General features: G+C 43.1%; 18 protein-coding genes. 8 read left to right on the top strand and 10 right to left on the bottom strand.

Going from position 1 to position 22,622, the window contains the following annotated elements; all coding sequences use genetic code 11:
* Positions 1 to 124 precede the first annotated feature (124 nt).
* Positions 125 to 979 carry an NAD-dependent epimerase/dehydratase family protein gene (locus HUN01_RS30960; RefSeq protein ID WP_181929370.1) on the top strand — a complete coding sequence of 285 codons (855 nt, stop codon included), beginning with the start codon at positions 125 to 127 and terminating at the stop codon, positions 977 to 979.
* Between the two features lie 121 nt (positions 980 to 1,100).
* Here HUN01_RS30960 and HUN01_RS30955 read toward each other — a convergent pair whose 3' ends face one another.
* From HUN01_RS30955 to HUN01_RS30915, 9 genes are all read right to left on the bottom strand, one after another.
* A complete protein-coding gene (locus tag HUN01_RS30955) occupies positions 1,101 to 2,273 on the bottom strand; it encodes a baeRF3 domain-containing protein (RefSeq protein WP_181929369.1) in 1,173 nt (390 codons plus the stop codon).
* A gap of 225 nt (positions 2,274 to 2,498) precedes the next feature.
* Positions 2,499 to 3,155 carry a DUF1361 domain-containing protein gene (locus tag HUN01_RS30950; RefSeq protein WP_181929368.1) on the bottom strand — a complete coding sequence of 219 codons (657 nt, stop codon included), beginning with the start codon at positions 3,153 to 3,155 and terminating at the stop codon, positions 2,499 to 2,501.
* Positions 3,156 to 3,967: 812 nt separating this feature from the next.
* A complete protein-coding gene (locus HUN01_RS30945; protein WP_181929367.1) occupies positions 3,968 to 5,158 on the bottom strand; it encodes a hypothetical protein in 1,191 nt (396 codons plus the stop codon).
* 151 nt (positions 5,159 to 5,309) lie between these two features.
* Complete coding sequence (locus HUN01_RS30940) at positions 5,310 to 7,181, bottom strand: iron uptake porin (protein ID WP_181929366.1); 1,872 nt, start codon at positions 7,179 to 7,181, stop codon at positions 5,310 to 5,312.
* Between the two features lie 218 nt (positions 7,182 to 7,399).
* On the bottom strand, positions 7,400 to 7,879 hold the full coding sequence (locus HUN01_RS30935; protein ID WP_181929365.1) for a hypothetical protein: 480 nt from the start codon (positions 7,877 to 7,879) through the stop codon (positions 7,400 to 7,402).
* Complete coding sequence (locus HUN01_RS30930) at positions 7,879 to 8,061, bottom strand: hypothetical protein (RefSeq protein WP_181929364.1); 183 nt, start codon at positions 8,059 to 8,061, stop codon at positions 7,879 to 7,881. The genes HUN01_RS30935 and HUN01_RS30930 overlap by 1 nt, the downstream gene beginning before the upstream one ends.
* A 21-nt stretch (positions 8,062 to 8,082) precedes the next feature.
* Positions 8,083 to 8,847 carry an energy-coupling factor ABC transporter ATP-binding protein gene (locus HUN01_RS30925; RefSeq protein ID WP_181929363.1) on the bottom strand — a complete coding sequence of 255 codons (765 nt, stop codon included), beginning with the start codon at positions 8,845 to 8,847 and terminating at the stop codon, positions 8,083 to 8,085.
* A gap of 51 nt (positions 8,848 to 8,898) precedes the next feature.
* Positions 8,899 to 9,552 carry an energy-coupling factor transporter transmembrane component T family protein gene (locus HUN01_RS30920; protein ID WP_181929362.1) on the bottom strand — a complete coding sequence of 218 codons (654 nt, stop codon included), beginning with the start codon at positions 9,550 to 9,552 and terminating at the stop codon, positions 8,899 to 8,901.
* On the bottom strand, positions 9,545 to 10,468 hold the full coding sequence (locus HUN01_RS30915; protein WP_181929361.1) for an energy-coupling factor ABC transporter permease: 924 nt from the start codon (positions 10,466 to 10,468) through the stop codon (positions 9,545 to 9,547). The genes HUN01_RS30920 and HUN01_RS30915 overlap by 8 nt, the downstream gene beginning before the upstream one ends.
* Positions 10,469 to 11,424: 956 nt before the next feature.
* On the opposite strand from HUN01_RS30915, the gene HUN01_RS30910 reads away from it, so the two are divergent.
* From HUN01_RS30910 to HUN01_RS30900, 3 genes are all read left to right on the top strand, one after another.
* Complete coding sequence (locus HUN01_RS30910; RefSeq protein WP_181929360.1) at positions 11,425 to 12,669, top strand: glycosyltransferase; 1,245 nt, start codon at positions 11,425 to 11,427, stop codon at positions 12,667 to 12,669.
* A 319-nt stretch (positions 12,670 to 12,988) separates the two neighbouring features.
* Positions 12,989 to 14,857, top strand: coding sequence for a glycosyltransferase family 39 protein (locus HUN01_RS30905; protein WP_238845759.1), 1,869 nt, complete (start codon positions 12,989 to 12,991; stop codon positions 14,855 to 14,857).
* A gap of 235 nt (positions 14,858 to 15,092) precedes the next feature.
* Positions 15,093 to 17,621: a mannose-1-phosphate guanyltransferase gene (locus HUN01_RS30900; RefSeq protein WP_181929359.1), complete on the top strand. Its 2,529-nt coding sequence runs from the start codon at positions 15,093 to 15,095 to the stop codon at positions 17,619 to 17,621.
* A 72-nt stretch (positions 17,622 to 17,693) separates the two neighbouring features.
* On the opposite strand, the gene HUN01_RS30895 is transcribed toward HUN01_RS30900, so the two are convergent.
* The gene (locus tag HUN01_RS30895) at positions 17,694 to 17,993 is read right to left on the bottom strand and encodes a hypothetical protein (protein ID WP_181929358.1); all 300 of its coding nucleotides are present in this window, start codon (positions 17,991 to 17,993) and stop codon (positions 17,694 to 17,696) included.
* A 318-nt stretch (positions 17,994 to 18,311) separates the two neighbouring features.
* Between HUN01_RS30895 and HUN01_RS30890 the strand changes: the two genes are divergently transcribed.
* The 4 genes from HUN01_RS30890 to HUN01_RS30875 all read left to right on the top strand — a co-directional run bounded on the left by HUN01_RS30890 (position 18,312) and on the right by HUN01_RS30875 (position 22,351).
* Positions 18,312 to 19,334 (top strand): chlorophyll a/b binding light-harvesting protein, encoded by a 1,023-nt coding sequence (locus tag HUN01_RS30890; protein ID WP_181932888.1) that lies wholly within the window; start codon positions 18,312 to 18,314, stop codon positions 19,332 to 19,334.
* A gap of 2 nt (positions 19,335 to 19,336) precedes the next feature.
* Entirely contained in the window at positions 19,337 to 20,764 is a 1,428-nt protein-coding gene (locus tag HUN01_RS30885) for a chlorophyll a/b binding light-harvesting protein (protein WP_181929357.1), read from the top strand.
* Positions 20,765 to 20,988: 224 nt separating this feature from the next.
* Complete coding sequence (fldA, locus tag HUN01_RS30880) at positions 20,989 to 21,501, top strand: flavodoxin FldA (RefSeq protein ID WP_181929356.1); 513 nt, start codon at positions 20,989 to 20,991, stop codon at positions 21,499 to 21,501.
* Between the two features lie 91 nt (positions 21,502 to 21,592).
* Complete coding sequence (locus HUN01_RS30875) at positions 21,593 to 22,351, top strand: alpha/beta fold hydrolase (RefSeq protein WP_181929355.1); 759 nt, start codon at positions 21,593 to 21,595, stop codon at positions 22,349 to 22,351.
* Positions 22,352 to 22,622: the final 271 nt, after the last annotated feature.

The raw sequence follows: 22,622 nt of genomic DNA, 5'->3' as shown, positions 1-22,622 counted from the left end.
GCGACAAATAAACCATTTGTAGAGACGCGATTCATCGCGTCTTTACCCAATGATGTGTTGCAATCATTAATTGAATTAGTATAAGTATGCATATTAGGAAATATGAGAAATACTCCTGAGTGTTATGAAAGTATTAGTTACTGGCAACCAAGGAATGATTGGTTCAGTTGTTGAAAAAGTTTTGCGTGCTGACGGATGTGAAGTGATTGGCTTTGATATAGAAAATGGTCATAATATTCTGAATCCAAATGAAATTAGTTCAGCACTTGTTGACTGTGATGCAGTTGTTCATCTTGCAGCGCTACTTGGAAAATCTGAGGATATGCCCGATGAAATAATGGCAGTGAATCTTCTCGGAACTTCGCATATTCTTTCAGCAGCAGCAGAGGCAAAACTCAAACGTGTTGTTTTCTTCAGCAGTGTTGATGTTTTGGGAATCTTTAAAGGTGAGAGAAAACCGGATTATCTTCCTTTAGATGACAATCATCTTTGTTATCCAACTACGCCTTATGCTGTTTCCAAGCGGCTTGGTGAAGAAATGTGCAGATATTTTACCGATAGCACAGGTATCCCAACTATTTGTTTGCGACCACCTGGTGTATTTGATGAAGAAACTTACGATTTTATTATTTCTAATCGACAAGCTAATCCCGATTTTGAGTGGAATCCATTTTGGGAATACGGCGCTTTTCTGGATGTGAGAGACGCCGCAGAAGCAGCGCGATCTGCTTTATTCTGCCCTAATCCTGGTCATGTTACCTTGTTACTATGCGCTGATGACATTTCTTCGGCCCATCGAACTAGTCAAGAAATGGCTCAATCTTTACTTCCTGAAGTGGATTGGCGCGGAGGTAATGAATATGAATATGAACCTTATAAAGCCTTGATTAACACCCAACTCGCTAAAGAAATCCTTCAATGGGTTCCGCGTTATAAATGGCGACCATCAAGCAATGCTTCAGCATTACAAGCTCCATAGCTAATGCTTTCAAGAGTGCCGATTTTTAACGATATTACAAAATACCCCACCTCAATATACTTATATGGTGGGGTAGCGATGTCTACGACGGGCTACGCCTACGCGTGAAAAACCGAAATCTTTAATATCGGTAAATCGCCGCAACGGCTGTGCTATATGGAATCTGTTCAAAGGGGACAGCGTAAACCGTACCACCATTTAATAAAGTATGAGCAGCAACAAAATCCAACAAATCCTCATCACCAGCTTCTTTTTCTGGATGCAAATAAACCGTTTCTGAGGTTGGATCGAATAAACCCCACTGTTGCTGACCAACTGCAACTAGTAAGGAATCGACTCGTTGGTAATAAGCCGCTGAGACAATTTCTTTGAGGTTGTTAGATGCTTTACCAGTATCACCGCCAAACAATTCGTGAAATTGCTCCAAAACCTCTTGCTGCGACTTTTGGAAATCAGCCTCGACAATCGGCCAAGCTTGATCATGTAACTCTTGGGCGCTGAGTATCTCTGGATTACCAGTGATAGCTTCATCCATCAAATGCTGGTAAGTATTTGCCTGTCTATATAAAGGCAAGAGATATTCTACCCCAGCCAGTACCAAAGGGGCTTTTTGCGATCGCAGTTTTTCGTGCAATGCGCCATCAATAATCTGAAAGAATTGTAGTATGTATTCTTGTTGTTTATCCTTTTCAGGGCTTCCCTGTCCGTGAAACGTACCTGGTTGCGAAAAGGAATTGGCGGTTCCCCCTCTTGATGTTGCAAGCCGGAACTGACCTTCTTTAGCAGTCTCGTCTTTTTGCAAAGCTTCATCTAGACTTTTAGGAAGATTTTCTACTTCCACCTCATTGACGGTGTAGCGTGTTCCTTCAAAGAATCTGACATCTTGTTGGCTCAAAGCCAGCACATAGAAGCGACCATTACCATTTAAAATTGGCAGCAGTGGCTTGATATGAAATCGATCTGTAACCACGACCAACTCTTGAAAATCAATTGGTAGCGTGTAATAGCGAAAAATATTTTCAGAAATAAAAATCGCCAGCCCTTGCTCTCCCTTTTGCTCCCAAAACTCTTGGGTATCAATCTCATGGGATTTTTCTAGCAATGCGATCGCTTCTTTCTGTTCCAAACCCGCATCAATTAAACGATTCTCCGCTTCCTTGACCAAATTTTTAAAGCGAATGAGGTCTTGTCGCACTTCTGCCCCGGCTGGGTGTGTTGGCATATAAATTGAAACACAATTTCCTTTTGGCTGTTCTATTAATGTCTTTATCTCCTCTCTAGAAATTAATTGCATATTAATATCCCTCCTATCAACGTGACCAGATGCATCAGACCATCGGTATTAAATGATCTGATGGGACGTTATTCTCAGATGGCGACGGTTGAAGTTCAACCTTTGCCTCTGAGTTTATTTCACCTCAAAGAGGCTTTAGTTGCATCTTTCTTTTGACAGGCAATATTCATGTTTGAGAATTACTAATTAAAACCCAAAATTTAAAAGCCAAAATAGCCACATTTATCAAATGTTTGGCGTGTTAGAGTTTGCGCGTTCTGAGTTTATCCCTATTCTACTATCTCGTTGACTAAGACCTAAAGTTACTCGTTTCATAATCCAGTACAAACCTGCAAGTACCACAAAGGTGATAGCAATAATCACCAAGGGCTGTTTCCCAAGAATTTCTTCTACCCCTTTGGTAAGTAAAGCATCCGGTTGAGTAATAAAATCCCAACTGTTGAAACGCAAAAATCGTCCCCAATAGACACCAACCGCACACAGAAAATGAGTAATCAACTCAACGCGCCAAATCCAGTGGCTTTTACCGATGCGATGTAAGTAGTGACCCCAATTAATTAACGATATTACATAAGCTTCAAATCCACCGAGAATTACTAGCAAATATACAGGAATGAGGACTAAAGTAATCATCCAAACCGATTGAATCGTGCGGATATCATCTATCAAATGAATTACATCGGTCAACAAATATGGTGCATTTGGTAAGAAAGCGTAGAAAACTAAGAATCCTAGCCACCAAAGCCAAGTGCCACCGCGCTTTATACGAAATAGCCACACACTCAAAGCCAAAGGTATAAAAGCCAGAAATAAATTCCAAGTCATCCATCTCATATTAATTTGCAATACCTGCACAACTCTGGCTATCAATTCTTCTTTCATAGGTGCTTACTCGGAAGATATTTGATTGATTTATATTCACTCTAATGATTGATTGATAAACTTTTTTAGTTCCCCAAAAAAATTACTTTTCTCCAATATCAGACAATATTGTTGTGTCAGTTAAAAGTAAATACACACTGAAATATATGTCCAAAGTTTAGAGTTTTTGTATATTTCATGCTGAGAGATAAAATTTGTCAATCAATCGGCTTAAGTCACTAGTATAGCCAGAAAATCATCAGGGTAAAATCTACCACCGAAAGGAAGTCTGAGCAGCAAAAACGCCGCGAATAACTTCTGGTGGACTTTTTAAATTGCAATATTGCCCCTGTCCTGGCTATTATATTGATTTCATTTTGCCTTGCTAGAGTTCCAGAAGTACCCAAAGTTTTTGTTATTAGGGGCGGGCGAGACGCCATTGGTGTCAACTTAACGCGAAACCGCACGTCCGCCAGGGATTGTAAATCCCTGTCTCATAGCTAAAGTCCTCTGAAGAGGACTTTAGAGCGCAAAAATTTTCAGTCTACTTCAGTAGACTTGAGCAATTAGTCAGGGATTGTAAATCCCTGGCGGGTGAACAACACCTAATCAGTACGCTATTTTTGGCTTAAGTTGACACCAGTGGCGAGACGCCCACCCGGTTGGATATTTTTATGTGAAAGTCCTTAACTAACGCCATGTGCGACTTTATCTCAAACCTAACCCCCAACCCCTTCCCTACTAGCGTTGGGGAGCAAAAATCAAAGCCTCTCTCCTTTTAGGAGAGAGGAATGGAAGTGAGGTCAGAATATTAACTTGCACATCGCGTTTAACTAACGCAGTAGTACTCGACTACGGGGGCCGATCGCTTGTTTGGGTGAAGCGGATATTGCACAACTCTTGGCAGAATCCTGTGAACAAGCAGCTTGAGCTAGGGTTGCAGGGTTGACTTCCAGGGAATTACCACTACTGAATTCCATATTAGGTGTAGTAGAGAGTGATGGAGAATTAGATCCAGATGTGTAGGTTGTAGGTGTCGAGGAAGCGCCACCATCAACTATTGGTGTAACAGTGAATGTGTTACCACCATCAACTATTGGCGTAACAGTGAATGTGTTACCACCATTAACTACAGACGCAGGAGCGATCGCACTACTACCACTAACTACAGGTGTAGGAGTGGGTGTGCTACCACCATCAATTACTAGTGGGGGAATGGGTGTACTACCACCGCTAATTACTGGCGGGGGAGTGGGTGTATTGCCACCGCTAACTACGGGCGGGGGAGTGGGTGTGCTACCACCGTCAACTACGGGCGTGGGAGTTATGAGAGTTGCAGTTGCAGGTACTTTGATTTGTATTCTTGCTAGGGGTGCGTTAGTCATTTCCAAAGATGTCACCTTTGGGGAACCTGGGAGATCAGACTTGAAATCAAAGACTGTGGGGGTTGCACTACCATTGCGATCGCTATATCGCACTCCATATCCACTCACTTCAAAAGTGCCCTGATACTGGTTTCCAGTCTTGGGATCGGTGACAATTCCAGTGTATAAGGCTTTTGTGAGATTAAATTCATCCTGAACTACTCCTTGAAATGTAGTTCCTGCCAATCTTCCCTGGTATTTATAGGGTGTCAATTCACCGTCAGAGAGAATCGGCGAAGTCAGAACGCCATTGAATGAGACAATCGGAATGCCTTTAAAGTCAACATAATAATGCAGACTTCCATCATTACGTGTTCTTACTTGTACATAATCTGACTTGTATACAGGAACGTAATTAGGATTATTATTAGTTCCTAAGTTCCGCGAGTAAGTTCCCGTGTTGTCTGTATCAATACGAGTAGTGCTTTGATTGAAATTGGGATTAATGCTGGGAAGCTGGATAGTGCCTGATAATGTCCCAGTGCTTTGGATTGTAATTTGAGCAAAAGCACTTGTTCCACCTAAACCGATGAAGGCTGCGGCTAAACTGCTGCTGCTAACAACTGCATAACCCAATTTAGTGAATGAATCTAATTTCATAAAAAATTTGCTCCTTTAATCACCTATGAAAAAAAACACGCATAGGTTTAGGTACGATTTTTCCTTGCTATCACTGGATAATGAAAGCATCTAATACTGAATTAGCCAGTATCTAAACAGCGTATTTAATTACATTTACACCAGTACAAAATTAAAACCGGAAAGTAGCTCTTAATGTCCCAACGACTAATGCATCGTTAGCAGAATTGTGATCGGGATTGAAAATGACGAATAAGCCGGGAGTCAGGGCGATATTGTCGCTCAGTTGGGCGCGGTAAAAAACTTCTACGTGAATTGATGTGTCAGTACGTCCGCCTGCTGTCCCCCCATCAGAAAAGTTGGGAAAATTTAAGCCTTCGGGTAAAGTACTAGAAGTAATTTTGGGCGGTTGTCCGACGAGAACGCCCCCTAAATTCCCAGAACGCAGCAAGTTGGGAAAAGCCGCAAACACCATCCAGTTGGTAGATTCCACACTTCCAGAAAGGTTAACTGGTTTGGAGGAAGTAAAGCCACCCCAACCGCCCAACTGCAAGTTAGGGTTAATTCGCCAAGCAACGGTAGCACCAATTGCGTGGGTATCAAAAGCTGTAGGATCTGCAAAAGGCGAAATTAGTTGAGAATCGCCGATACCACTTCCCAGTAAGCCATCTGGGGAGTGGGAATAAAGATAATGTACGCCGACATCAATGTTATTGGTGGGTGCTAAACTTAACTGAGCGCCAGCAGTAAATCTACCGCCAAATAGTCCACCCTGCTTGATGTTGCCAGGAAAACTGGGGATTTCTGAACTATAAACGCCTTGGAAACTGATGCGATCGCTAATCTGCCAGTCAAAGCCTATACCGCCAGTGCCGTTACCAATATTTAAAATCGGGTTCCGCTGACCAAATAGAGAAATTGCACCGTCGCTAGAACCTTCTAAAGGGCTAATACCGCGAAAGGTGTTGATGGGGTTAACTCCCGCCGTACCTACGACGATTCCCAAGTTATCCGAAGCAAGAAATCGATAAGATAAGTCACTAACAACTAGATTGTTGTCTGTATTTGACTCGAAACCTAAGCGTCCCATATTGGTGGATAGCAAAGATGCAGTAGAACCTAAATTCCCCGCAGATAGCCCTGTTAACAGCAAATCTCGCCCTGTGAACGATGTTGCTAAGGTTAGTTGAGCGCTACTTGTGAAAGTCAGATTGGTTTTTCCCTGGCGTTCAGGGACTCCATCTCTCGGAAACAAATCCACATCAGGGCTATTGGTTCCCTGAACGCTAAAAATAGCTTGACCAAATAATCTAGTAGTTGTGGAAAACTGATTCCTTGGTAATTCACTAGTTTGGTTTTCCACAGCCTCGACACGCTGCTGTAATTGTTGCAACTCTGCTTTGAATTCGCCTTGCAACCTTTGCAGCAAGATTAAATCTTCATTATTAACAGTATTAATTTTATTGTTAGCGATTGTTTCGTTAATCTTCTCTAAACAAGCATTTAAACCCGCCGCAAATTCATAACGGCTAATGGTACGATTTCCCAGATAAGTACTATCAGCATATCCCGCAATGCAGCCATAGCGTTCTACCAAAGACTGCAAAGCATCAAAAGCCCAATCAGAGGGTTGCACATCTTCAAGTTGCGACACTGAGGTGACTTGAGACATTGGGTTGTCTGAGTCTGGGGGATGGAGAGATAGAGAGAATTCTTCTGTGTTTTCCTGGTTCTGTGCAACTTCGATTACACCTTGAGTATCTTTTAATTCAGGTAAGCTAGGAGAACTTATAAATTGAATTTTTTCTCTGCTTTTTTTAAGTATATTTTCGTACTTTTTGTTTGTAGCTGATGAAGTGGTTATATCTGGCTGCACAAATTCAGGCGGTGTAATTTCAGCAGGTGATACAACTTGAGATAAATGATCCTGTGTTGACTCCTGCACTAGATTGTCTGAAGTAATTACAGGCTGCTCTGGTAAATTGAGGGCAGAGATTGGCGCTGTTACTAGCACACTCGCCATCAGTAGACTAATATCACTCATGGTATTTCATTTGACTTGCACCACTATTTCTTTTGACAGATAAAGTTGGTGTATATCAGGAAGATTTTTGAAAAACCAGTGATAAAAGTTACTATCGCTCGGAGTAAAGAAGGGAATAGAGATCAGGTTAAAGGGTATAGATTATTCCTTATCACCTGTCACCTGTAACCTCTCCCCTAATCCCTATGCCCAATTCCCAATGCCCTAGTACAGATAGATTATTCTGGCTCGTTACAATACTTATTCATCTGATTAACTAAAGTATCTGACTGCTTACCAACAGTTGTAGCTGCTGTTGTCAGTGTTGAATCAATTTCGGCTCTAGCCTTTTGAATTTTTTCTCTGCCAGATGCCGAGGCTTGTGCTGTCTTGGTCGCACCCAGGGCCTTACCAGCTTTAGCGATCGCTTGACTGAGATTTTGAAAAATCTTGACAAAACCACTTTGAAATTCTTTCAGCTTGGGATCTGTTAAATTCAGTTCCCCAATGGATTTAGTCACAAATTCTAAATCTTTAGATAGCTGTATGCTAGTTATGACTTGCGTTCCTTTATTTTGATCAATCAGAGAAGTGCCGGCATTTACAACTCGAATTAGTCGCTGGCATTGAGAGACTTTATCTTCACTGCAACTAGTAATTAACAAAGCGATGCTCAGACTAACAGGAGCAAGAACACTATATTTATGTAAAACAGACATTAACACTCCAACAGCAATAAGACCGAGAATATAGTATCCAATATTACTAATAAATAAAGTATTTGGGCATTGGGCATTGGGCATTGGGCATTAATTAATAATTTTTCTTCCCCTGCTTCCCCTGCCTCTCCTTGTCCCCATGCCCCAGCCCCATGCCCCATGCCCCATGCCCCATGCCCCATGCCCCATGCCCCATGCCCAAATCACCAATCTATCGGCAAACCCAACTGGTCTAAAGTAGTACCATCTTGCAAAAGTGGCTGAATATCACTGTCTATTTGAATGCGGCCACCAGCCAGCACTAAAGCGCGTTGAGTAACTCTGCCTAACCAATGTAGGTCATGAGAGGCAATTAATATCACCTGCACGGGTAACTTTAACAACACTTGCGCCAAATGACGCCGCCACGCTGGATCAAGACCGCTGGTTGGCTCATCCAAAATTAGAATTGTCGGTTCTAGGGCTAAAATCGAGGCTAGGGCGGCTAGGCGTCTTTGTCCACCAGAGAGTTCGTGGGCGGAACGATTGGCGTAGGCTTCTAGACTAAAATCAGCTAATAATTGTTGGGCGCGATCGCTTGCTTCTGCTGGTGACACACCATAGTTACGTGGCCCAAAGGTAACATCTTCTAAGATGGTAGGCATAAATAATTGGTCGTTGGCATCTTGGAAGCTAAATCCGATTTGACGACGCACTTGGGGTAAAGTTTGCGGTTCTACAGGGATGCCATTAATTGTAATTTTCCCAGATTGCGGTTGTTTTAAGCCGATCAGGTTCTCTAGCAAGGTACTTTTTCCAGAACCTGTTGCTCCCATCAACGCGACGCGATCGCCTTTATTCAAGGTAAAAGATATTTCTTGTAATACCGGCTCCTGGCGAGAATATGCATACACCAGGTTCTCAACCTCGACTACAGCTGTGTGGGGGTTACTGGTTGATGTTTGGGGATTAGAAGTTAATGATTTCAAAATTTACAAACTCAATATTACTGCGTAAAGAGGTTGGGAGTGGGGAGTGGGTTAAATTTTGTAAGAAGTTAGGGTAACAACAGCAGCGATCGCCCAAGCTACTAATAGGGCAAAACGTTCTTTGGGTCTGAGGGTAGAATCTATGGGCAATTGTCCGTTGTAACCACGAGCTACCATTGCCGCGTAGACTCGCTCTGCTCTATCTAGACTACGGAGATACAAGGCTCCAATCATGGCAGCACTGGCATAGCGTAGCCATCCTGTTGTTCCAGTCAAACCGCGTAATTGGGCGCTGCGCCGCATTCGGGTTACTTCTGAGAGCAAAATTTCCATGTACTGCCCAGCTAACAACAAGTTTTCCTTTAAAGGTGCTGGTACTGGCAAGGTTTTGAGGGCAATGCCAAAACTGTGGGGCGGTAAGGTTAGCAAAAAACTATTCATGGTAACCAGACAAACCAGCGAACGAACCAGCAAAAAAGTGGCTCGTTCCCATCCCTGGGGCAATGCTAGCAATGACAAAAAAATCAATTCTGTGCCGAGTAATCCTCCCAACTGGCGAATTGGTACGCGCAAGAAGCAAGCCCATAAAATTGCGATCGCGCCATATACACTTAGTCCATACCAGGCAGAATACTTTAATAAAGCTGCCCCCACGACAATCACTAGAGACAGTTGCAAGCGTAGCGGTAAGGAAAGTTTAAGCATTCTTCGGTTTCACTACCTTGGCAATTGCAAAGGCAACAGCAAAGCAAACCGCAGCTCCCACCAGTCCAGCGATACTAGTGCCAATTGGCCCTAAACCCTCAATCCCATAGTCAGCCAAGGGGGTCGGCACAATTATCCGTACTTTCTCGGCTAAGTCGATAAAGCCCGTATTTTCGGCAACTTTCTCCAAACCATCGGGCCACGCTGAGGCAAAGAGTGAGAGTACTCCCGCAATTAAGAAAATGGTGACAATAGGCACTGACCATCCGCGAAACTCTTGCTGTTCCCCCGGTAATAAATCTGGTCGAGCGGTGGCCAGATAAGTCAGCACACCCCCGGTTATCACTCCTTCGCCAATACCGATCAAAATATGCACACCAGTCATCGCTGGTAAAACTATAGCTACAGATGCCGTTCCTGAGAGAGCTAACTCAATGGCTGCTGCTACAGCTGCTACCACCACACTGACACCAGCGGCTATACCAGCAGCTAAAGGTAAGCGCCCTTTAGATCCCCCAAACAGCCGTTGCAAGGTTTCGGTTAAAACCCAGCCTACCCAAACACCAATCACTCCCATATTCAAAATATTTGCTCCCAAGGCAGTAATACCACCATCAGCAAATAACACAGCTTGAATAATTAAAACTGTGGCGATACACAACGTTCCTGCCCAAGGACTGCCCAAAACGATCGCAGCTAAGGTTCCCCCCAACAGGTGACCACTAGTACCTCCTGCTACCGGAAAATTGATCATCTGGGCGGCAAAAATGAAGGCGGTGGTTAGTCCCAATATGGGCGCACGACGAATACCAAAAGCTTCTTGCGATCGCCCAAAGGCAATAAACAGTGCTGCCACACTCGCTAAACTAGTAGCCCCTGCCACTGGAACAGAAACAAATCCATCAGGAATATGCATGATCTACCCTGTATTCTCTAAGATGTTCACTTACTCAAAACAAGCAATAAAACTACGCCATCGACGCCTTCAATTTAATAACAAACAAAATTTTTCTCTTTTTTGCAATGCCCTATTGGGGGATTTTATAGTGTTACTTTTGACATATTTACAATCCGATATCTACTCAATAGTATACTTATTTATTAAGCAGTTAAGTTTTGTGAAGTTTATTTTTTATATCACTAAACGTTGACTGTTCATTGGTTAAACAGGATTTTAGTGCATACCCCATCTCTTGCGATGACCTAAACTTGCTTTGATGGTGGGCGACAAAACTTTGTTTTTCATCGGACTAATTCAAACCACGTAAACAGTAGGCGTGGTTCCTCTTGCACTCATGACTCTCACTTTGTAATTTGATGTTTGTCTGTATTGTGATATTTGGTTAATTCAATAATAGTTCCGTCAAAAAGTAAATTTTTACGGTTATAACAAGCTTATATAATCGGCATTAGCGCTTTATTTCTATCTTTTGATAACTGTGATAAAAAATATCTCCTGGCGAATTCTTTATTGATAAAATTATTAATAATGATGATGTAGAAGTATATTACCAAATATTAGGATACTTCATACTCATTCAATATTACCCCTAGTAGTACTAAAAATCATCAAAATACGCTTGTTCTACTGTATATTTGCTGACTTAGTTGAGTTGATGGTACAGTATAGTTTTGTAAAAACGCATATAATAATAGCACATATATATCATAGTAAGTGGTTAAATGTAAAATTTAGATGAATTTTGAAAAAATACTGTGAATCAAGTACGGTAATTACTAAACTTTCAGAACAGCTAACTGTAGCAAAAGTATTTCTCAAGTTTTGAGTAACTAGATGCAGTAAATAAAGTCAGCAGATGTTTGGCTCTATTTTCTACGGACTTTAAATATCCTCGTTCTGCAATTTGGAATATGAAGACAAACTCATCCAACTCGCTTTTAACAGTACCAACTGGCCCATTAAAGATTTCAGAACTGCCTCCTAGCCGTGTGGGTACAAGTGGTGAATCTATTCATCTTTCTTTAGTAATTCCTACTTATAAAGAGCGTGACAACATCAAAAATGTAGTCAGGATATTGAGCCAATTACTGGATGAATCTATTCCAGGAAACTATGAACTAATAGTGGTAGATGATGATAGTCCAGACCGAACTTGGGAAATAGCGGAATCCTTGACGACAGAATACCCTCATCTGCGGGTGATGCGACGCCAACAGGAACGGGGGCTGTCCTCAGCGGTGATTCGTGGGTGGCAAGTAGGTACGGGGAGTGTGTTGGGGGTGATTGATGGAGATTTGCAGCATCCACCAGAGGTGCTGATGGAATTGTTGCGTAGTGTTGAGCAGGGAGCAGATTTGGCAGTAGCCAGTCGTCATGTTGAAGGAGGTGGCGTTAGTAGCTGGAGTGTTGTTAGGCGTTTATTGTCTCGTGGCGCTCAGTTGTTAGGCTTGGTAATCTTACCGGGAGTACTGGGAAGAGTTTCCGACCCCATGAGTGGTTATTTTATGGTGCGCCGGAGTGCGATCGCCAATGCAACACTCAATCCAGTCGGATACAAAATTCTCCTAGAAGTAATCGGACGGGGAAACGTAGGCGAAGTTGCCGAAGTTGGCTATGTGTTCTGCGAACGCAAAGAGGGTGAGAGTAAGGTTACATGGAAGCAATATATAGATTACATCCATCACCTAGTGCGGTTGCGGCTTTCCACAGGAAGGGTAGGACGATTGAGTAGAAAAGTCAATTTTCCCTTTGGTCGATTTCTCCGCTTTGGGTTAGTTGGCTTTAGTGGTGTATTTGTCGATATGGGAGTGCTTTACTTGCTCAGTGATCCGACTACCTTGGCTTGGCAACTGACGCGCAGTAAAATTATTGCTGGTGAAATTGCGATTTTAAATAATTTCTTGTGGAATGACGCTTGGACATTTGCCGATGTCAGCGCCAGACAGCAAGAATGGCATCAACGCCTGAAGCGGTTTTTGAAATTCAACGCCATTTGCCTTGGTGGACTTGTATTGAATGTACTGATATTAAACCTGGTATTCAATTTTCTTATTCCTAACCGTTATATTGCCAACTTTATTGCGATCGCAATTACTACTATTTGGAATTTCTGGATTAACTTGAAACTTAGCTGGCGTGTCACCGATGTTAAATAATCACAATCAGGGATTTGAGATTGTGATTTTTGTTCTTATCGAACAGAATTCCGGAGTCAGGAGTCAGAATTCAGAATGAATTCTGTATGACTGGTGGATAGCGCAGCGTTAGCGAGTATTCGAGCGTCGCGTCTGAATAATCGGGTTTAAGACCCCCACCAAATTTTCAATTTGGTGGTCTTCAATCAGTCGGGGATTCAGACCCGCGACTGATTTATTCTGACTCCTGAATTCTGACTTCTGAATTCTTCTTGAAAGTTTAGAACGAACTTAAATCTGAAGTGTCAAACCTACAAATCCATTCGTGTGAGATCTGGCAATGAGAGTTTTTTTCCAAGGTGCATTTTATTTTTACAAAAAAATTATCTCGTTGCTACCTATACCTACCAGCCATTTCCTGTCTCTGACAGACACAACCTCTGGCTCACAACACAAGCATTGGTATAATTGGCAGACTCGCCTCCCTTCTTTCTGGCTTCATCCCTTACTGAACTTGATGTGGTTGATCATCGGTATCAGCTTGCGCCTAGCCAACTTGACTGCAAAGCCTCCTTGGACTGATGAGTTTTCCACTTTGGTGTTTAGCTTGGGGAATACTTTTTTAGCAGTACCTCTAGATCAAGCGATCGCACCTGATATCCTATTGCAACCACTACAACTAAACCCAGCGGCTAGTATTGGTGATGTGGTTCATAACTTAGCTACACAAGATAGTCATCCACCGCTGTATTTTGTGTTAGCTCACTTGTGGATGAAATTATTTCCCAGCGACGGAGGATTAGTCTCACTGTTTGCGGCGCGATCGCTACCAGCTATCATCGGCGCTGCCTCAATTCCATGTTTTTACGTATTAGGTAGAGTAGCCTTTCGTTCGCCATTAGTGGGACACTTGACTGCTGCCATGATCGCAGTATCTCCCTACGCCATATTTGTAGCACAAGAAGCACGTCATTACACTTTGGCAATCTTATGGGTAACTGCTTCCCTCACCTGCTTAGTAATTGCCACACGTCATATTCAAAACCGCACACCTTTACCGATATGGGTAGCACTTTTCTGGGTAGGAGTTAATGCTTTAGGTATTGCTACTCATTATTTCTTCACCCTCACCCTCTGCACAGAAGTCATAGTTTTGATTTTTCTTGCTTGGCTTCAATTGCAGAGTAGCAGCAAATTTTCTCTCCTCTTCTCTCCTCCCTGGCGGCGCATCTATGGCGTTGCTACAGGTACTTTGGTGGCGGGTTTAATTTGGATACCAATCTTGTTAGAGAATAGAAACCGTGATAATTTGACCGATTGGATTCGAGGTTCACGCGTTGGACTAGATTGGTTAAGCCCAATTTTTCAAGCTTTAGGAACATGGATGGCAATGATTTGCCTGTTACCAGTTGAATCTTCACAGCTATTGGTTGTGATTCCTTCGGGACTGGTGACGCTAATTTTCTTTATTTGGGCAGTACCAATTGTGCTGCGGGGGATCAAGATTCAACTACAGCACCCAGAAAACCGGATTATGATTCAGGTGCTTGGTGGAGTAGTGATCAGTGCGATCGCTTTATTCTTTATCTTTACCTACTTTTTGGGAATCGATCTGACCAGAGGTGCTAGATATAACTTTGTTTACTTTCCCGCGATCGTTGTTTTACTAGGGGCAAGTCTCGCAGTTTGTTGGCATCCTCCCAAGGAATTGATGGGGAGAGAATACGCAAAAAATGGGATGAAAAGCATAGGCAAATGGGGAATCAACGGAAAAAAAGCCGTGATGTTAATTTGGTTAACGGGATTTATCAGTGCAGTTACAGTATTTTGTAATCTTGGCTATCAAAAATATTATCGCCCTGACCTTTTTGTGCAACTAATCCAACAAGTATCGCCAGTGCCAGTACTGATTGCCACCACCCACAAAACTTACATCCACACTGGGGAAATGATGGGGGTAGCGAGGGAGATTAAACTTGCTAATTCACCCCAAAATTTTTTGTTTCTTCTTGCCCATCAAGACCAAGATCCGAATCTTTCCACTATCGCTCTAGAAAATACTTTAAAGAAGTTACCACGACCTTTTGACTTGTGGCTGGTAAACTTTCACGCCCCTGTAGCAGAAGCCGTCAAAACATGCGTGATATCTGATACTAAGTCTTTGTCAAGCGTAGATGGCTACGAATATGAACTTTATCGTTGCCAATAACCTGGGGAGTGGGGAGTAAAGAAGGGAATAGGGTACAGGGTAGAGGTGACAGGTTATTCCCTATAACCTCTCCCCTGTCACCTCTACCCTAATCCCAATGCCCCATGCCCCAATCCAGATGCATCTTATGGAAGTTCCTCAAATATCGATATCCATAGGAGACTAGAGAAAGAAGAACAAAATATATCTCATGGATTTTGAAGCAGCGAAGGCTGTAACTAGTTAAGGAGGATTTATGCGTGCAGTACTGATGGCAGGCGGTTCGGGGACGCGGCTTCGCCCGTTAACTTGCGATCTCCCCAAACCGATGGTGCCGATTCTAAATCGACCAATTGCTGAACATATTATCAATCTCCTCAAACGACATCAAATTACAGAAGTGATTGCGACATTGCATTATTTACCTGATGTCTTGCGAGATTATTTTCAAGATGGCAGCGATTTTGGCGTGCAGATGACTTATGCCGTTGAAGAAGATCAGCCTTTGGGTACAGCAGGTTGTGTGAAAAACATTGCTGAACTCCTTGATGAAACCTTTTTAGTAATTAGCGGCGATAGCATAACAGATTTTGACCTCACCGCAGCGATCGCATTTCACAAACAAAATAAGTCAAAAGCGACTTTGATTTTAACCAGGGTTCCTAACCCGATTGAGTTTGGGGTGGTAATCACCGATGAGGAAGCACGGATTCGGCGATTTTTAGAAAAACCCTCTAGTAGTGAAATTTTTTCCGATACCGTCAACACAGGTACTTACATTCTCGAACCAGAAGTTTTGGAATATCTGCCAGCAAACATTGAATGTGACTTTTCCAAAGACTTATTCCCCTTACTACTCGCAAAAGATGAGCCAATGTATGGTTACATCGCTCAGGGTTACTGGTGTGATGTTGGTCACTTAGACGCCTATCGTGAGGCTCAGTATGACGCCTTAGATCGGAAAGTGCAACTAGATTTTGCCTACAAAGAAGTTTCCCATGAGTTATGGGTAGGTCAAAATACTTATATTGACCAGACGGCTGTGATTGAAACCCCAGCAGTGATTGGTGACAATTGCCGCATCGGTGCAAGAGTCCAGATTGAGGCCGGAACCGTAATTGGCGATAATGTCACCATTGGCGCTGATGCGAATCTCAAACGTCCCATAGTTTGGAATGGGGCATTCATTGGTGATGAAGCACATCTTTCCGCCTGTGTGATTTCCCGTGGCGCTCGTGTAGACCGCCGCGCCCATGTATTAGAAGCTGCTGTTGTGGGTTCGCTTTCTACGGTGGGAGAAGAAGCCCAAATTAGCCCTGGCGTGCGCGTTTGGCCCAGTAAAAAGATTGAGTCTGGGGCAGTTTTAAACATTAACTTGATTTGGGGGAACACCGCCCAACGGAATTTATTCGGTCAACGTGGTGTCCAAGGATTAGCGAATATCGACATCACCCCAGAATTCGCCGTGAAATTGGGATCTGCTTACGGTTCTACCTTGAAACCTGGTTCTAAGGTAACGGTTTCCCGTGATCAGCGTAATGTTTCTCGGATGGTGACGCGATCGCTTATTGCTGGTTTAATGTCAGTAGGTATTGATATTCAAAACCTCGATGCCACAGCTATTCCTATCGCTCGTACAGTTATACCCACAATGTCGGTAGCTGGTGGTATCCATGTACGGGTACACCCCGATCGCCCTGACTACATTCTGATTGAATTCATGGATGCCAAGGGGATTAATATCTCCAAAGCCCTGGAAAAGAAAATTGAAGGTGCTTACTTTAAGGAAGATATGCGGCGGGCGCTAATTCATGAAATTGGCGATGTATCTTATCCTAGCCAAGTCATGGAGCGGTACTGCACTGCTTTTGAGAAATTGTTGCATGTTCATACACTCCGCAACAGCCGCGCAAAAGTGGTGATTGACTACGTTTATGCAGTATCAGGCGCAGTTTTACCCCAAATGTTAGATAAATTTGGCGCTGATGCAGTGGTATTGAATGCCAGTGTCAATAAAACGGCGATGTCAATTACTGACCGAGAAGGACTGCTGACTCAGTTAGGCCATGTAGTGGAGGCATTGAAAGCTAACTTTGGTGTGCAAGTATCCGCTAATGGAGAACAACTGATTTTAGTTGATGAATCCGGCTACCCAATTCGCGGGGAAACTTTAACAGCACTGATGGTAGACATGATTCTGACGGCTAACCCCAGAGGAACAGTAGTTGTACCAGTTCATGCTTCCAGTGCTATTGAACAAGTCGCCCGTCGCCATGATGGCAGAGTGATTCGTACCAAAGCCAACCCCACAGCTTTAATGGAGGCTTGCCAGAAAAACCCAAATGTGGTACTAGGAGGTAGTGGAGAGACTGGTTTTATTTTCCCGCAACTGCATCCGGGATTTGATTCCATGTTCTGCATTGCCAAGATAATTGAGATGTTGACTATACAGGAGCGATCGCTTGCGGCTGCGCGATCGGAATTGCCCCGCGTAATTCACAAAACTTATACAGTCCGTTGCCCCTGGACAGCCAAGGGTGCTTTGATGCGTTATTTGGTGGAAACTCACCCAGCCCAAAATCTAGAATTAATTGATGGAGTGAAAATTTGTCAACCCTACGATGACAGTTGGCTGTTAGTTTTACCAGATGCCAGCGAACCACTGGTGCATTTATATGCAAATAGCAACGATCGCGAATGGGTAGATGAGACTGTGAGAAACTACCGCACCCGTGTGCAGAGTTTTGTGGAAAGACAACAAGAATATCAACCAGCAGAAGTGTAATTCGTAATTCGTAATTCGTAATTGAATTCTTTAATTACGAACTACGAATTATGTTGATGGGGTTCTAAATCATCATTGAGAACATTCTGGTAAATTTTTATCAGCATAATTGCAATCAAAATAAATTAAAGCTTCCCTACTAGAAGCAAATCCTTGAGTTGTTGTATATGGGTCACTTTCGGGATTTGCTTCATATCGCCAAACTTTCAAATAGTAATAATTATTATCAGTAGACCATAATTCATAACGGTAATCACCTCCTGAACCCTGACTAGTTAAATAATCAGCTAGTGCTTTATTTGATGCAGACAACAAGCTCAATACAGTTAAAACAGGAATTACAGCTACTTTTAGTATTTGGATTAATTTCATAAATACACACAAAATTTACTCTCTCTAGCTTCTTTTACGATGTAGCTTTTGAAATCAGTAATTATCCGGTGTATTGTGTGAGGATATCGTAACGCATTCACAAGAAGTTGGTTTGTAGCCCACTCCTGATTGAGTTGCAATAAATCGGCGGCGGTTTATTCGCTTAAATCCTTTACAAAAGTTTACTTAAATTAAATGATAAAAAATATCAATAAATCTGGTAGGATATCTCCAAGCTTATTGAGATAGATCCTCATTAAGCTAATTGTATATTTCAGCGATTTCAAAACTTTCTCAGGAGGTAACGCCATGACAAGGATGGCTGTTCAAACACCGGAATCGATTCCCTGGTGGGCAGGGAACGCCCGGTTAACCAACCTCTCAGGGCGACTTTTGGGCGCTCACGTTGCTCATGCAGGGTTAATTGTTCTCTGGGCTGGTGCAACAACCCTATTTGAACTTGCCCACTTTAACAGAGCGCAACCAATGTACGAACAAGGGTTGATTCTATTGCCTCATCTCGCAACCCTCGGCTGGGGTGTTGGAAGTGGTGGACAGATAGTAGATACCTATCCTTACTTCGTCATTGGAGTATTGCACCTAATTAGCTCCGCCTTCTTGGGACTTGGTGGTATCTTTCATGCCCTACGTGGCCCCGCCATCTTAGAAGAGAGATTTTCCTTCTTTGGCTATCGCTGGTCAGATGCTAATAAAATGACCACTATTCTGGGTATTCACTTAGTATTGCTGGGTTTGGGAGCAGGCTTACTAGTTGCCAAAGCTATGTTCTTTGGCGGCTTGTATGATTCTACGGTGGGTGAGGTGCGCGTAGTTTCTAACCCTACCTGGAACTCCGCCGTAATTTTTGGTTACTTATTTGGTGGCGGTGGCAAACACTGGATTGCTGGAGTTAATAACTTAGAAGACTTGGTTGGTGGTCACATTTGGGTCAGCATTCTCTGCATTGCAGGCGGTATCTGGCACATTACGACTCAACCTTTCGGCTGGGCAAAGCAGCTTTTTATCTGGTCAGGAGAAGCATACCTTTCTTACAGTTTGGGTGCTTTAGCTCTCATGGGTTTGATTGCTGCCTATTTTGTCTCGGTTAACACATTAGCTTACCCACCGGAATTTTATGGGCCAGCCCTGAGTATTGGGTTTGACCGCTTTCCCTACTTCCAGAGTGGAAATTTACTATCTTCTCGCGTTTGGCTAGCGAATGCTCACTTCTGGCTAGGTTTCTTCTTTCTTCAAGGGCATCTCTGGCACGCTTTACGCGCTGCTGGATTTGACTTCGCAAAGGGTAGAGTCATCCATTCAACTCGTGGGGAGGCAATCTAAAAATGGCAACTGCAACGATAACAACCCAGGAATCGGGTTGGTGGGCTGGCAATGCCCGGTTTATTAACCTGTCGGGTAGGCTTTTAGGCGCTCATGTTGCCCACGCTGGGTTGATTGTCCTTTGGGCAGGAGCAATGACTCTGTTTGAAATTACCAAATACAACCCCTCTCAACCAATGTATGAACAGGGGTTAATCTTACTGCCTCATCTGGCAACCTTGGGATTTGGTGACGGTGGCGAAATTATTGATACTTATCCTTATTTTGTCATTGGTGTTTTACATCTGATTAGTTCGGCTGTACTGGGTGCAGGCGGAATTTATCACGCCCTTTTAGGTCCGGAAGTCTTAAGTGAAAACCCCTCTTTTCCTGGCTTCTTTGGCTACGACTGGAAAGATGAAGACAAGATGACCACTATCATCGGCATTCATCTGCTGTTGTTGGGGTTCGGCGCGTGGTTATTGGTGGCGAAGGCGCTGTTTTGGGGTGGTCTTTATGATCCGGCAGTGGCATCTGTACGAGTAATTACTGAACCAACTATTAACCCTGGTCGCATCTTTGGCTATCTCTTTGGTGCTTTTGGCAAACAGGGGATGGCAGCAGTTAATAATCTAGAAGATGTCATCGGTGGACATATTTGGGTAGGAATACTCTGTATTGTCGGGGGATTTTGGCACATTCTCACCAAGCCTTTTGCTTGGGCGAAAAAGTTACTATTTTGGTCTGGTGAGGCTTACCTATCCTATAGTCTGGGCGCTCTGGCTTACATGGGTTTGTTGGCAGCTTATTTTGTAACGGTAAATGATACCGTTTATCCCACAGTTTTCTATGGGCCGTTGGGATTGAGTACTACTGCATCGGGAGCAATTACGGTTCGCACTTGGCTAGCAACTAGTCACTTTGCTCTGGCGGTTGTATTTTTAGCTGGTCATATCTGGCACGCCTTGAGGGTGCGTGTCATAGCGGCTGGACTTGATTTTCAGCAGGGAGTTGTTAATCCTGCGGGAATGCCGGAAATTGGGAATCTCTATACGCCAGTCAATGCTTCGGATATCACGCTGAAGTTTTTGGCAAATCTTCCTATTTACCGTCAAGGCTTGTCTCCTTTTTCACGAGGGCTGGAAATTGGTATGGCTCACGGCTACTTCTTGATTGGCCCATTTGTCAAGCTAGGCCCGTTGCGGGATACGGAATTGGCGAATCAAGCAGGGTTACTGTCCACAATCGGTTTGCTGTTAATTTTATCGATTTGTTTGTGGCTGTATGGCAGCGTATCGTTCCAAGGGAGCAAACCTCCCCAAGGGGAGCTACCGGAAAACATGAAAACAGCTAAGTCTTGGAGTGAATTCAATGCTGGGTGGACGGTAGGTAGCTGTGGAGGAGCTTTGTTTGCTTTCCTGCTGCTAACTAATAGCAGTTTCTTTTTCTGAGTTGCACGAACTAGTAGTCTATCGGATTAATTTTGATGGGTTTGTAGTGAGCGATTTATCGCTCAAATCAAGGACTAAAGTCTTTACTACGAACTTTTATAACCCTTCAGAATTAATGAGACAGACCACTCGGTAAATAAGTATCCTTGCGTCAATTATTGCGATCGCAATAGCGGGTCTTTGCACCATCGCAGAATCACACATCATATATATCAGGTGGAAATATGTCGAAGAAAATTGGTCTGTTTTACGGTACTCAAACTGGCAACACTGAATCTGATGCTGAAAAAATTCGGGATGAGTTTGGTGGTGATCTTGTAACATTACATCCCATTTATGAGGCGGATACTAGCACTTTTGATGAGTATGAATTACTAATTATTGGCTCTCCTACTTGGGATATTGGTCAACTTCAGAGCGATTGGGAAAGCTTTTTGCCTGATCTGGATCAAATAGATTTTAGTGGTAAGTTAGTTGCCTATTTTGGTGATGGCGATCAATATGGCTATGCCGAGAACTTTCAAGATGCAATGGGAATTTTGGAAGAAAAGATTTCCCAACGGGGTGGTAAAACTGTTGGCTATTGGCCAACTGAGGGATATGACTTTGAGCAATCTAGAGCTTTGAAAAATGGCAAGTTTGTCGGATTGGCACTTGATGAAGGTAGTCAATCTGATTTAACAGATGAGCGAATTAAAACTTGGGTTGCTCAGTTGAAGACAGAATTTGGTTTGTAGAAAGCCTTGGGTGCGGGAGATCCCCGACTTCTTATAGAAGTCGGGGATCTGACAACTAGTGAAATTGATAATTTAGCAGTTATAGGTATTTATGTCTGATTCATTTGATGTTCTGTGGTTAAGTGCCAGTCCTGCTTTACAGCGTTTTGATAAACCATTACTTGATTACTTATCTGGGTATATAAGCGTCGCCCAGTGGGAATACCAACAAACCAAAGATGAAGCTAGTTCGATAGATCAAGCTGTGGATTTGCTGTATGAGTTTTTAGAATGGCGCGATCGCCCCGTTCATTTAGTCGGTCATGGGATGGGTGGTGCGATCGCTTTAACCTTTGCGCGGCGATTTCCTAAAAAAGTGCGATCGCTAACTATGCTGGCTGTAGCTGCTCAACCTGCAAACAATTGGCACGCTCACTATTACTTTCAACGACAACTTTTTAGCATCAGCCGTGAGCTAGTCTTAGCAAGCAACGTTCGTAGTCTTTTTGGAAATCAACCGCCTCATACTACTAAGAAGTTAGTAGCTGCCTTAGATAAAGATTTAGAACAATCTCCCACGTCACACTCTTTATTTAAGTTGGTTTATTTACCCAAGGGTGGAGTTTCTATGCCAATGATGGTATGTGGTAGCAAGAGTGATCCGGTAGTCAACTCAACTGTATTGCATGACTGGTTGAATTGGTTGAAGCCAGAAGATAAGTTCTGGGAATGCCCAGAAGGATATCATTTTTTTCACTACTTCTATCCTCAACAGGTTGGCGAACAGATTTTGAGTTTCTGGCAACACCACCATCCCCATCTACTGGAAGCATCTGCACTATCTTTTAGCACTTCTACAAGTTATTCATGAAGGCAGAAAGCAGAATAACCCTCGCTTAAAAAGTAATATTTCCTTAGTAGTTCGAGCGGTGATAGTTAGTATTGTCGCTCCGGTTGCGTTGCCCATTTTTCCTCCAGTTTTAATGATTACATTTTGTAAAGAGTCATTCTAAATAAGAATTATATTCAATAGACTAAATTTGTAATCTCAATAATTGGTAACTAGCTATCAATAAGCAGAGCGGATGGCAAGAAGTGATATCTGAGGACAATCGGTAAGTCCTGCGGTGAATTGGAAGAAT

The organism is Nostoc edaphicum CCNP1411 (assembly GCF_014023275.1).
Classification (GTDB): domain Bacteria; phylum Cyanobacteriota; class Cyanobacteriia; order Cyanobacteriales; family Nostocaceae; genus Nostoc; species Nostoc edaphicum_A.
Note: the sequence above shows the minus strand (reverse complement) of the source record. Positions and strands in the feature narration are given on the sequence as shown.